Source organism: Soehngenia sp., assembly GCF_055108775.1.
The window spans coordinates 1-12,580 of the sequence record NZ_JBSQIL010000051.1; the positions used below are offsets into that span (position 1 = coordinate 1).

Consider the following 12,580-nt stretch of genomic DNA (forward strand, 5'->3'; position numbering starts at 1 on the left):
TTTAGATAATAATTCTATGAAGGATTCTGAAGTCTCTTAGGATATTTTTTGTACATAATTATTTTCCACTTTTCGTACATTCTTATCTTGACATTTACACTTATCATCCTTTAGTCTCCTTATGAATCGTCATAGGGTTATTACATATTTCCTCTAGAGGAATTTTCAATTAGAATTTGGGTGTTTTTAGAATATTATAAACATTGTATGAAAATAATTTAAGCGTGATTATATTGTAACTACTTTTTTTCATTTTAATGTAATTTAATGTTATAATGACTAAAGGGATATGAGTTTTTATAAAATATTTTAAAAAGTTGAGTATAATATTTTTCTCTCTCATAATTATTCAATCATTAGCGACAGTGGGAATATAACTAATAAATATACTTCTAAACAAGATGTTACTAAATATTATAAAGATACTGAATCGAGAATAAAAGTCTTAGAGACATTAAGAAGAAATAATAAAAAAATATAGAGAATAATTCTCGATTTAATATAATGTAATCTTCTAAACTACAAAAAAGGAGGATATTCTCTATGAATGACATTATGCAATTAATAGCAGAAAAAGTTAAGTGCGAAATTGAAAATAATTTAATAAAATTCTCGAAGGTGGAGGTAGCCTTGATAGCATTATTGATTCAGTTGGAGAGATGGAACCTGAATAACTATGGACAGAGGTAGCAATATATATAGACGAAGTCTATGAAATGAATATAGCAAAAGACATATACACAGCAGGAAACGGAACTATTTGATTAAAAGTGGGCTTAGCATAATAAAAGGCAGTAAATATGTGCTTGATCATTATCACTAAGCTAATATATAAAAACAATAACAGTATATCATAATACTCTAGAAAACGCATGCTATAGAAATTACAATACATATTCTGACAAAAAAATATATGATATTGATTGAGAGGAGAAAACTTCTAAAAAATGAGAGGATGTGATTCCAATGAAATTTAAAAGAGTACCGAGATGATTTGGTATGTCGCTGTTGTTTGTTATTACATTTACTATTTTTGCTTTTGGGAATACGAGAGAATTAATTTCAAGAGACGAATATAGCAAAATAGAACTTACAGAATTTAAAATTGATGAGATAAAAATGGAAATTTTACCTATATACATAAATCATATTTCTAACATATATCCAACTGTTTATGGTGTTTGTCCAGGGAGAAGAGATCATGAAATGCTAAGTAGTGGTTGGGGGAAATTAATTAGAGTAAATAATAATGGTTTAAGAGAAACTGTTTTCAATGGTGGTGCTGCTTGGTAAGGCAAATGATTCAAAAGTTCAATATTGCAAGTTTTTTTATAGGTAAAGGAGGCACTAACTAAAATATGAGAAAAATAAAGATAATATCCATAGTTCTAGTAAATTTATTAGTTATTATCCTTTTGACATCATGCACAAATACTAACGATGAAGATAAAGAGGTAATAGAGAGTTTTTTAAATTCATATTTTGAACAATTTAATTATTCTGAAGAAGATTGGGAAAATTTAATTCAAAAATTAGATGCAGAAATGATTATATTAGGTAAAGATGAAATAGATCTAGAAAAGTTAAATAATTTAGATGATGATTCTTGGTTGAAAGCATGGGAAGAAACTTTAACAGCAGAAGAAATTGAAAGATTAGTTCAGAACAGATTATTACCAAATTTATATTTAAAAGAATATAAAGAAGTCAAATACAGTATTGAAGAAATTAAAAAAATTAATGATTCAGATTCTTATTCAGCCAAGATAAAATTTACAAATGTAGAGAATAAAAATGATGAAAAGGAAATACATATCTTATTAGATATGGTAGATACTGAGCAAGGGCGACGTATACAATATGTTGATTTGGAAGAATTTAAAAACTTGTTTGATAAAAAATAACAAATAAGATATAACAATAGTAGCTAAAAGTATAATCTCATCTTTGACAGTTGGAAAAAAGAAAAATCCTGGGACTCTAGTACTTATAATGGGTTTCAGGATTTTATGATATTTTAAAAGTGCGTAATGTTTTCTGCTTTTTAGTTTCTTTTAAAAATTTTTTCTTTTTATATTTTTAAAAAATATTGTAATGATGCAAATTCAAGACAAATAGAAATATTATTAAGATATGTAATTAAACCTGTAGAAAGTTATGGGGATTGAAAGACATGGGATAATTTAGGAAATTAAACTGGGTATGTAGATAACGCAGGGGAACCATACACCTTCTAATGCATACATTACTAAGCGGCTTTAAGATAATAATGGGGTTTGTTTTAATGTTAATGATAATTCTTCAGTGAATGGTCAAGTTGGAATAACCAGATATCATACATATAATGGTAGAGTGACAGTTTATTTAAATAAACTAGGTAGTACTAGTACAAAGGTAATAATGTCTTATAATCATAATTATATGCAATTTGACTTATCTAGATCAGCAAGGATTAGTAATGGTGGTTTTATTTGTTACTATGAGTCAGTTAATAAAGAGTGGCAGAGATATGCTGGCATGAAAATTATTATTATTGAGTAAAGGAGATTAAGCTGATTATGAGTACTGGAGAATATTTAATTACGATTGCTGTTTTTAGCTTTATATTAATTAGTATATTATCACTTATATTTGGTGGTTCAGGAGATTTATTAAGGGATAGTTTACTATCAATATTAACAGTTAGCTATATGGTTAATAATATACCATCAAGAAAAAAATGATATTTTTGATTTTGGTAAAAAAGTTTTTAAATGGTAATTAGTATAAATAAGTTAGTTGACAAGATCTATTTTTATTCTATAGGAAGCTTGGAGTCCACAATTTTCATTTAAGTTTACAAAAACGGAAGATTACTTAGGGAGGTGACAAGCATATGCTTATGCTTCTTTTCACAATAGTATACTTTGTTATTTTATTCTTTTTATTGGATTTGGTTTTTAGAAACGCATCAATAAGTATATTCACTAATATTATGAGTTTGGTTTGTTTGGTAATTGCATTTATCGTAAGCGTCGGAATGGCTGACTATACTGTTAAAAAAATAAAAAACAAATAATAATTTTTAAAGACTGTAAAATATTCTGTGTAAATTAAATAATTAAGGATGAAAGATGAATTTTATTACATAAAAACAACAAACTAAGTCATCAAAAGAAAAAACAAAATAGCAATTGTAGAAACACTCTTATTAGAGCCAATAGAGAATATCCTTTTTATTTTGTATTCTATTGATTACATTTTATAGATTTTAGGATCATTCTCTATATTTTTTTGTTTGGTCTATAATTATATTATGATATATCTCGATGTCAATTCATAAACTTTATTAAATAAAATATGATAAAATATAATAAAGCCAGAAGGAGATGATATAATGAATGGAGATAACTCAATAGAGAAATTAAGAAAACATATTGAGAAATGCTCTAATATTGTATTTCTTGGAGGCGCTGGAGTATCAACAGAAAGTAATATACCGGACTTCAGATCTGCAGATGGCTTATATAAAAAGGGAGATTATAAGTATCCTCCAGAATACATGTTGAGTCATACATTTTTTGTAAATCACACTGAAGAATTTTTTGATTTTTATAAGCACAATATGATATATAAAGATGCGAAACCAAATAAGGCACATATTGCACTTGCGAAGTTAGAGAAGATGGGGAAACTAAAAGCAGTGATAACGCAAAATATAGATGGATTGCACCAAATGGCAGGTGCAAAAAATGTTTTGGAACTTCATGGCTCAATACACCGAAACCATTGCATAAATTGCAATGAAAATTATTCTCTAGATTTTATATTAGAATCTCAATGTATTCCAAGATGCGAAAAATGTGGTGGTATTGTGCGACCAGATGTAGTTTTATATGAAGAAATTCTGTCAATAGTCAGTGAAAATGTCACCTAATAATATAGAGTTTTATTCAATGAAAATGTCACCAACATTTAGAACATAACAACCGTATTAATTCCACAGTCCTATTGACATGAGTCCTCTGATCCATCTGGGCAATAACTTATGACGGGAATGTATCATAATAGGCGGCTTTTCGCCTCGAGATTTTACCAGAGGGATCCACCCCATATCAATAGGCTCTTGCGGCATAAACGCTTAAATAATGGTGTCTGTGAATTTATGATTTAAAATAGGCATAGGAAAACAAACCCTTGAAAAAGAGCCTTAAAATGAGTATGATATTCTAAAGAGTGTGATCTCTTTATAACCATGCTCTAGTGGAGTTGAACAATCTTTTTAAGATCTCGTCGATTTCTGTATCTGTTTCATACAGACTTTTCTCCACATAGGGTATGGTTTTTTCGTTATAAGGGTTTCTCCAAGGATGATCTTTAGGTGGTTTAGTCTGGCTAATCTTTTTCTTAGGCTGATTAGAAATTGCTTTTTTAGGTCGTTCATCTAACTCCTTTGTATCATAGACCACATTTGAATACATTGCCTTGACTCCAATTTTATTGCTAGTTAAAACGGTTAATTTAGTCTTTGGTAATGCATTAGATATTTTGTCATTTATCATAAGCTGATAATATTTACCACCATAAGAGAAAGCAGCATTTTCAATAATCATACGTTCTTCTTTTATACAAAGAATATAGTCAAGATTAATATTTGAATCCAGTTGTCTAAAAGCAGATTCAGGATTTTCTGGATAGACACTAAATTTTTCATTATATTCATTAATGAATTCATCTAAAAAAGCATTAGCAGCCTCCATAGTAGTAATACCATGAATTTTAAATTCAACAGGCAATCTACTTTGTAGAGTCTCCCATAGCCTTTCAATTCGGCCCTTAGCTTGTGGGGAACTAGCAATAATGATATTAATTCCTAGTTCATCCATAGCTCTACCAAATTGAGTTAAATTAACAGTTTTTCCAGCTAATTGATCTTCAACAGATAATTTTCCTTTATTAGGTGATACAAATATAGTATGAGAATCAGAATAAAGGCTAATAGGAATACCATGTTTTGAGATAATTTGTCTAACTATCTCAAAATAGCCTTCCATACACTCATTAGGAGTAAAATAAAGAGCTAGGATTTCACCAGTAGCATCATCAATAGCACCATGAAGGTGAAAAGAATCATTGCCAATAATCCACATATGTGGAGAAGCATCAATTTGTACCAACATACCTTTTTGAGGTTTTCTTTTTCTTCTATGATGTGTTTTGCGCTTGCGATGTTTTTTAGGGCTTTTAATTCCAGCATCAGTCAAAATTCTATGAACAGTAGAATAGCTAACTTTAATATCTTCATGTTCATCTAATAATTCCTGAAAATGTTTTAAATTAGCCTCCTCGTACTTTGTTTTTTTAAGACTGATGATTGAATCTTTAGTTTCATCCGATGTAGCATGCTTAGGTTTTCTACCTCTATTTTTATGGATAATGAACGCAGGTCCTTCATTTACAACCCCTTTCTTTAACCTTAATACTTGGCGTTCACTTAGGTTTAAAAGCTCAGCAGCTTCACGAATGGTTAATATTCTATCAATAGTTTGATTGATGACTCTAAGTCTAGATATTTCTTTTTGAGTCATATTAAATATCTCCTCTCTCATACTGACATTTTATCAGAATAAATTTAATATGACATTATCATAGAATATCTACATTTTATATGAAGAAATTCTTGACACTTCTATACTAGAAAGAAGTATACAATATATTTCAAATGCAAAGATGTTAATAGTTGGAGGAACTTCTTTAAATGTCTATCCAGCAGCAGGACTAATTAGTTACTTTAAGGGGGAGCTATTGATACTGATCAATAAAGACGAAACCCCATATGACAACAGAGCAGATTTTATTTTTAGAGAAAAGATAGGAGAGGTATTATCAAAATTAATATAGGTGATGCAATGGAAAAAGCAATGGAGATATTAAAGGAATTAATAGAAGAAGATAAACTCAGCAAAGCTATATTGAGCGATAAAGAAAAAAGAAGCAATGCTAATTACAACAAAGTAAACATAAAACCTGTGACAATAAAAGGGGTAAGAAAATATCAATTTGAGTATTTTATTGACAATAAAGTAGTACATGAAAACCTCAGTGTTGAAGATTCCATAAACAAGTTTATCGACTTATTGAGATTTGATTTTAGACAAGGACTTTTTAAAACCGTACAAGGAGAAATCCAATTAATAAAGACAAGCGAAAATAAGTTTAAAGTAAAAAAAATAAATGATGCTACATTTGAAGTAAACAAAGAACACAATAGAGAAAAAAACTATATATTAAAAGACGGAGAGAAAATAGATTTTTTAATGCTCTTAGGGGTAATGGATTCGAATGGGAAAGTATATAAGAAGAAGTATGATAAATTTAAGCAAATAAATAAATTCCTTGAAATAGTAAATGATATATTTGAAAACTTCGATGGCAAAGAGAAATTAAAAATTGTAGACTTTGGATGTGGAAAAAGCTATTTAACTTTTGCACTTTATTATTATTTAACTCAAATTAAAAATGTAGAAGCTAATATAGTCGGTCTAGACTTAAAAGAGGATGTTATAAACTACTGCAATCAAGTCAAAGACAATTTAAAATATAATGGACTTAAATTTATCTGCAGCGACATAAAAGACTATAAATTCGAAGGGGATTTGGATCTTGTAGTTACCTTGCACGCTTGTGATACAGCTACTGACATTGCTTTGGTAAATGCTATAAAATGGAATACAAAAGTCATATTGTCTGTGCCATGTTGCCAACATGAGCTTTTTGATAAAATTAATAACATTGAGTTAATGCCAATGCTTAAACATGGTATTATAAAAGAGAGATTAAATTCACTAGTAACAGATAGCCTCAGAGGGTTGTATCTCGAAAAATATGGCTATCAAGTAAACATGCTAGAGTTTATCGATATGGAGCATACACCAAAGAATATAATGATTAGAGCAATTAAAAAAAGTAACAAAGTAGATCATAAAAAGTTCTTAGAAATAAATGAATATAAAAAAACATGGAATTTAGACAGGATATTCATTGATGAATATATTGATAAAACTTTAAATGTGGAGGAAAGTTGATGGAAAAAGAGTTAGTTTTAATTATTGATTTCGGCGGACAATACAATCAATTGATAGCTAGGAGAGTTAGAGATTTAAAAGTCTATTGTGAGATAGTTCCTCATACTACAAACATAGAGCAAATAAAAGAACTAAATCCTAAAGCTATTATATTTACAGGTGGGCCTAATAGCGTATATGAAGAGAATTCTCCTAAAATAAGCGAAGAGATTTTCAATTTAGGCATTCCAATCTTAGGAATTTGCTATGGTGCTCAATTAATAGCATATTCTTTAGGCGGAGAAGTAAAGAAAGCTTTAGCTAGAGAGTATGGAAAAGTAGAATTAGAGATCATTGCAGAATCAAAGCTATATGAAAATGTCAAAAGGAAATCTGTATGTTGGATGAGCCACACTGACTATGTAGAAAGGTTGCCAGAAGGATTTGTTGTAACTGCTAAAACTGATAGCTGCAAAACTGCTTCTTTTGAAAATGCAGAGAAGAAGATATATGCTGTGCAATATCATCCTGAAGTGTTGCATACTGAAGAAGGAGAAAAAATCATATCTAATTTCCTTTACAATGTAGCAAAAGCAAATGGAACATGGGAAATGAGTGCTTTTACTGAAAGCAAAATAAAAGAGTTAAGAGAAAAAATAGGGAACAAGAAAGTATTATGTGCATTATCAGGTGGAGTAGATTCATCTGTGGCAAGTGTTTTAGTAAGCAAAGCTGTTGGAAATCAGTTGACATGTATATTTGTAGATCATGGGTTGTTAAGAAAAGATGAAGCTAAAGAAGTAGAAGAAGCAATTGCTAAAAATTATGAGTTGAATTTCATTAAAGTAGATGCTAAGGATAGATTTTTGCAGAAATTAAAAGGAGTAACAGATCCAGAGACAAAGAGAAAGATAATTGGGGAAGAATTTATTAGAGTGTTTGAAGAAGAAGCTAAAAAAATAGGAGAAGTTGATTTTCTTGTACAAGGCACTATATACCCAGATGTCATAGAAAGTGGAGTAGGAGACTCAGCAGTTATAAAGAGCCACCACAATGTAGGTGGATTGCCTGAAAATGTTGACTTTAAAGAAATAATAGAACCACTAAGAGATCTCTTTAAGGACGAAGTGAGAAAAGTTGGACTTGAATTGGGACTACCTCATCACTTGGTATTTAGACAACCATTCCCAGGACCGGGACTCGCAATAAGAGTTATAGGTGAAGTTACAGAAGAAAAGTTAGAAATTTTAAGAGAAGCTGATGCTATTTTTAGAGAAGAAATCATGAAGTCGGGTATAGAGTCTAGTATTAACCAATACTTTGCAGTATTGACAAATATAAAAAGCGTTGGAGTAATGGGAGACGGTAGAACATACGATTATACAATCGCTTTAAGAGCAGTTCAAACAATAGATTTTATGACTGCTGAATTTGCACAAATCCCATGGGAGTTACTTGGGCATATCTCCTCTAGAATTGTAAACGAAGTAGAACATGTAAATAGAATAGTATATGATATCACCAATAAACCACCTGCAACAATAGAGTGGGAATAAAATCAAGACCTAAAGTCTATTCAATTTATAGATTTTAGGTCTTTTTAACAAATCATTTTTTGGAATTTATCCATTCCACCATATCTCTTATTGTATAGTTTATCTCATGCTTTGCTTTATCATTTGAAATAGATGTTTATTTGAAATTTAATAGTTAAATGGAATGTAGTAAAGGAACACTTGTTAAGCAGATTATGTTAAAAGATAAAAAAATCTAACACTTTAAGAGACCGATAAATCATTTATTTAATATAAATAGATTATCAACAAACATTATCATTTAATTTAATCTTATGGTATTAATAGTATTTACATACATTTGTATATATTGTTTATATAAATATAAGAGTATATAATATTAATTGGAAAATAGAATTATTTATGTAAAATATTTAAATTTTCTCATTTATGGGAGGGATAAGATGAGAGTATTAGAAGGATTAAAACCAGAAAGGGTGTTTTATTATTTCGAAGAATTAACCAAAATACCTAGATGCAGTTATCACGAAAGAGAAGTGAGCAACTATCTTAAATCAGTTGGAGAAAAGCTTGGACTTGAAACAATACAAGATGACCATCTTAATATCATTATTAGAAAACCAGCTACAAAGGGATATGAAAATTCAGTAGGAGTTGTTTTGCAAGGTCATATGGACATGGTGTGCGAAAAAGAATCCGATTCGCCTCATGATTTTTCTAAAGACCCTATTGAATTAATTGTAGATGGAGACTGGATTAAAGCAAATAAAACTACTTTGGGAGCAGATGATGGATTAGGGGTAGCGATGGGATTGGCATTAATTGAAGACGATACTCTTGAGCATCCTGAAATAGAACTATTAGTAACAGTTTCAGAAGAAGTTAACATGGATGGCGCAATAAATCTATCAGACAAAGTTTTAAAAGGAAGAAGATATATAAATCTAGATTCAGAAGAAGAAGGCATTCTCACTATGGGTTCTGCTGGAGGAGAGACTATTGAAGTTGAACTTCCACTAAACTATGAAAATAGCGATGAATACATTGAATATACAGTTAAAGTAACAGGACTAGTTGGTGGACACTCTGGTATAGAAATTCACAAGCCAAAGGGCAATTCAAATAAAGTTTTAAATCAAGTTCTCGAAGAAATATCTAAAGTAGCTGACATGAGGTTGATTGAAATACATGGTGGAACAAAAGACAATGCTATACCAAGAGAAACAGAAGCAAAGATAGGTATAAGAAAATCTGATGCTGAAACAGTGGATAATGCGTTAGATAAAATAAAATCAACAGTTTTAGAATTAAACAAAGGCATTGAAGGTAATATTGTCATAACAGTGAATAAATTAGTCGATGCAAAGAAAATATTGTCTAAGGATAATACTGCTGCGATCATAAATTTAATTAGGGATATTCCTACTGGAGTATTTACAATGATTCCAGATAACCCTCAAATTGTTGAAAGCTCTGATAATTTAGCGAGAATTGACACTAAAGATGACAAATTTGTTATGATAATTTCACTGAGATCTTCATCTCAAAAATCAATGGATGACCTCAGAGCTAAGATTGTTTCAGTAATAGAAAAGAACAATGCAAACTACAAGATTGTAAATAAATATCCTAAATGGGAATACAAACCAAATTCTAAATTAAGGGATACAGCAGTTAAAGTGTTTAAAGAAATGTACAAAAAAGATATGGTAACAACAGTTATTCACGCAGGACTTGAATGTGGTGTAATTAATGAGAAGTATCCAGATATGGATATTATATCAATTGGCTCAGATTTAGAAAAAGTTCATACTCCAGAAGAAAGAGCTTCGATATCTTCAGCTCAAAGAGTATATGAATATTTATGTGAACTATTAAGAGAATTAAAATAAATATAGCTTAATGCACAATTCCCAAGTAGATAACCTAATCATTTGAATTAGATTATTTACTTGGGAATTTTTATATTACTAATACATTTACAATATTGACCATGCAAACTATGAACATGAATACTACTATACAATTAAAGACAATTTCAATTTTATTTTCCTCAAAAGCATTATTAAGATGGCTTCCTATAAGTCCTCCAAGTATGCCACCAACAACCATAAATGGAAGTACTGTTAAATCATAACCGCTAAAACCTTTAGTTAAATATACTGTTGTAATCTTTGACAATTGTGAAAACACGATTGTGACCAAGGAATAAAAAGCGGCTTCTTAAATTTCACAATGGTTGGATTAATAGTAATAGGCGGAGTTGCTTCAACAGTAATAAAAGCTCCAATAGCATTACAATATAAAGCTGGCGATATGGTTATTAGCATACAAGAAATATTTGATAAAATAATGCCTAATCTTATGCCTTTAATTATAGCTTTAATAAGCTACTTCCTTGTAGATAAGAAGGGATGGTCAACTAATAAACTACTATTAGGGATACTAGGTTTTGCATTTGTAATGGTACTTTTAGGTGTTATGTAAAAATTTCTATTTAAATCAATATAAAAATCACAATAGAGATGGGATGTATGAAACTATATCCCATCTCTATTTACTATTCCATAGACAAAGTAATTTAATCCTGCTATCAACAATATTAAACCTATCAAAACTGAAACTGTGATCCAAGTAATAAAAGGATTAAAAAGCAACAACAAACCAAATAATAAGAGCAAAATGTTCATAACTAGTGAAGTAGTGTAAACAGCTGGACTTAATTTTTTATAAATTCCGATTGAGAAGAAATTTTGAATTGCTTCTACTATAAACCAAATTGCAACAGCATAAGTCAATATATTTATTGCAAATTCGGTTTTAAACAATAATAATATACCAAACAAAGTTAATACAATACCAAAAAACAACATAAATTTCGATCTGAAGCTAAATTCTTCTTTCAAATTCCAATAAGCAATAATCATCATTACTCCCCGCACAACGCTAACTGCTCCTATTATCATAGCTAAAGTAGTCACAGTCGCTAAGGGATTTACAAATGCAAAAATGCTCGCAACTATCATAATAAGTCCACCGACTATATAAATAATATTTCTTCTGCTCAATTCTATCGCCTCCTTTTTTTATATATGAATTATTACCCACAAATACCAAAAAAAAACAAATAAACTATATCTATGATATGGATGATTCTGTGTGATATAATCAGATTAGAAAATTCTTAAGATTTTATTTTTTTGGAGAGTGATCTAATGGAAGAACTAATAAAGACGAAAATCGAAGGGTTATATATAAGAAAAGCTACTAGAGAAGATGTACCTTTAATTTTAAAGTTTATTAAAGAGTTAGCTGATTATGAGAAAATGCTTGATCAAGTAGTTGCGACCGAAGAAATAATTGAAGATTCCATATTTAACAGAAATAAAGCTGAAGTAATATTTGCAGTATATAATGGAGAAGAAGTAGGATTTGCACTATATTTTTACAATTTTTCGACTTTTTTAGGTAAACCTGGGATTTATTTAGAAGATTTATATGTAAGAGAAGAAATGAGAGGGAAAGGAATAGGGAAAACTCTTCTAGCTTATTTAGCAAAGATAGCAATTGAGGAAGGGTGTGGCAGATTTGAATGGTGGTGTTTGGATTGGAACAAACCATCAATTGATTTTTATTTGAAATTAGGTGCAATACCCATGGATGAATGGACAGTTTATAGGATGTGCGATGAAAAATTAGTTGATTTAGCAAAGTCTTTCTGAATTCAAATTTGGAGGGTAATATGAAAGTTGAATGGAATAAGAAATATACCACAATTTCAGTTTATTCAGTCATTGTAATTATTATTAGTATAATTTTTTATATGATAATTTCTCAATTTGGTTTGTTTTTGAGTTCAATAAATAGATATATAAAAGTCTTTGAACCCTTTATAATTGGCTTTGCAATTGCTTACTTAGCAAACTTATTAGTAAGGTTAATAGAAGTCAAAATGTTATATAAAGCATTAAAAAATCAGGAAAATACAAAGTTTAAAAGAGC

At 29.6% G+C, this 12,580-nt stretch carries 16 protein-coding genes and 1 pseudogene; 14 read left to right on the top strand and 3 right to left on the bottom strand.

Annotated elements, in window-relative coordinates:
• The first annotated feature begins 355 nt into the window (after window positions 1-355).
• From ACTB1H_RS07105 to ACTB1H_RS07140, 8 genes are all read left to right on the top strand, one after another.
• Complete coding sequence (locus ACTB1H_RS07105; protein ID WP_463262162.1) at window positions 356-481, top strand: DUF4349 domain-containing protein; 126 nt, start codon at window positions 356-358, stop codon at window positions 479-481.
• Window positions 482-543: 62 nt separating this feature from the next.
• A complete protein-coding gene (locus ACTB1H_RS07110; protein ID WP_463262147.1) occupies window positions 544-690 on the top strand; it encodes a hypothetical protein in 147 nt (48 codons plus the stop codon).
• A 309-nt stretch (window positions 691-999) separates the two neighbouring features.
• Window positions 1,000-1,293, top strand: a complete 294-nt coding sequence (locus ACTB1H_RS07115; RefSeq protein WP_463262148.1) for a hypothetical protein — start codon at window positions 1,000-1,002, stop codon at window positions 1,291-1,293.
• A gap of 65 nt (window positions 1,294-1,358) precedes the next feature.
• Window positions 1,359-1,904 (top strand): hypothetical protein, encoded by a 546-nt coding sequence (locus ACTB1H_RS07120; protein ID WP_463262149.1) that lies wholly within the window; start codon window positions 1,359-1,361, stop codon window positions 1,902-1,904.
• A gap of 400 nt (window positions 1,905-2,304) precedes the next feature.
• Window positions 2,305-2,541 (top strand): hypothetical protein, encoded by a 237-nt coding sequence (locus ACTB1H_RS07125; protein ID WP_463262150.1) that lies wholly within the window; start codon window positions 2,305-2,307, stop codon window positions 2,539-2,541.
• A gap of 17 nt (window positions 2,542-2,558) precedes the next feature.
• A complete protein-coding gene (locus ACTB1H_RS07130) occupies window positions 2,559-2,723 on the top strand; it encodes a hypothetical protein (protein WP_463262151.1) in 165 nt (54 codons plus the stop codon).
• 152 nt (window positions 2,724-2,875) lie between these two features.
• The gene (locus ACTB1H_RS07135; RefSeq protein WP_463262152.1) at window positions 2,876-3,058 is read left to right on the top strand and encodes a hypothetical protein; all 183 of its coding nucleotides are present in this window, start codon (window positions 2,876-2,878) and stop codon (window positions 3,056-3,058) included.
• A gap of 318 nt (window positions 3,059-3,376) precedes the next feature.
• Window positions 3,377-3,916: an NAD-dependent protein deacylase gene (locus ACTB1H_RS07140; protein WP_463262153.1), complete on the top strand. Its 540-nt coding sequence runs from the start codon at window positions 3,377-3,379 to the stop codon at window positions 3,914-3,916.
• Between the two features lie 310 nt (window positions 3,917-4,226).
• Here the strand turns inward: ACTB1H_RS07140 and ACTB1H_RS07145 are convergent, their stop codons facing one another.
• Window positions 4,227-5,567, bottom strand: a complete 1,341-nt coding sequence (locus tag ACTB1H_RS07145; protein WP_463262154.1) for an ISNCY family transposase — start codon at window positions 5,565-5,567, stop codon at window positions 4,227-4,229.
• Between the two features lie 321 nt (window positions 5,568-5,888).
• On the opposite strand from ACTB1H_RS07145, the gene ACTB1H_RS07150 reads away from it, so the two are divergent.
• The 3 genes from ACTB1H_RS07150 (at window position 5,889) to ACTB1H_RS07160 (ending at window position 10,470) form a co-directional block, all read left to right on the top strand.
• Window positions 5,889-7,064: a class I SAM-dependent methyltransferase gene (locus ACTB1H_RS07150; protein WP_463262155.1), complete on the top strand. Its 1,176-nt coding sequence runs from the start codon at window positions 5,889-5,891 to the stop codon at window positions 7,062-7,064.
• Entirely contained in the window at window positions 7,064-8,599 is a 1,536-nt protein-coding gene (gene guaA / locus ACTB1H_RS07155; RefSeq protein WP_463262156.1) for a glutamine-hydrolyzing GMP synthase, read from the top strand. The genes ACTB1H_RS07150 and guaA overlap by 1 nt, the downstream gene beginning before the upstream one ends.
• A 422-nt stretch (window positions 8,600-9,021) precedes the next feature.
• The gene (locus ACTB1H_RS07160) at window positions 9,022-10,470 is read left to right on the top strand and encodes an aminoacyl-histidine dipeptidase (RefSeq protein WP_463262157.1); all 1,449 of its coding nucleotides are present in this window, start codon (window positions 9,022-9,024) and stop codon (window positions 10,468-10,470) included.
• Between the two features lie 70 nt (window positions 10,471-10,540).
• Here ACTB1H_RS07160 and ACTB1H_RS07165 read toward each other — a convergent pair whose 3' ends face one another.
• Window positions 10,541-10,759: a hypothetical protein gene (locus ACTB1H_RS07165; protein WP_463262158.1), complete on the bottom strand. Its 219-nt coding sequence runs from the start codon at window positions 10,757-10,759 to the stop codon at window positions 10,541-10,543.
• Window positions 10,760-10,813: 54 nt separating this feature from the next.
• Between ACTB1H_RS07165 and ACTB1H_RS07170 the strand changes: the two genes are divergently transcribed.
• Window positions 10,814-11,065, top strand: a complete 252-nt coding sequence (locus tag ACTB1H_RS07170) for a PTS system mannose/fructose/sorbose family transporter subunit IID (protein WP_463262159.1) — start codon at window positions 10,814-10,816, stop codon at window positions 11,063-11,065.
• 53 nt (window positions 11,066-11,118) lie between these two features.
• Here ACTB1H_RS07170 and ACTB1H_RS07175 read toward each other — a convergent pair whose 3' ends face one another.
• Complete coding sequence (locus ACTB1H_RS07175; RefSeq protein ID WP_463262160.1) at window positions 11,119-11,646, bottom strand: HdeD family acid-resistance protein; 528 nt, start codon at window positions 11,644-11,646, stop codon at window positions 11,119-11,121.
• A 147-nt stretch (window positions 11,647-11,793) separates the two neighbouring features.
• Here ACTB1H_RS07175 and ACTB1H_RS07180 point away from each other — a divergent pair, with 147 nt between their 5' ends.
• Together ACTB1H_RS07180 and ACTB1H_RS07185 are read left to right on the top strand one after the other, a co-directional pair.
• Window positions 11,794-12,300, top strand: coding sequence for an N-acetyltransferase family protein (locus ACTB1H_RS07180; protein ID WP_463262161.1), 507 nt, complete (start codon window positions 11,794-11,796; stop codon window positions 12,298-12,300).
• A gap of 20 nt (window positions 12,301-12,320) precedes the next feature.
• A pseudogene (locus ACTB1H_RS07185) lies at window positions 12,321-12,580 on the top strand (AI-2E family transporter); the annotation flags it as partial.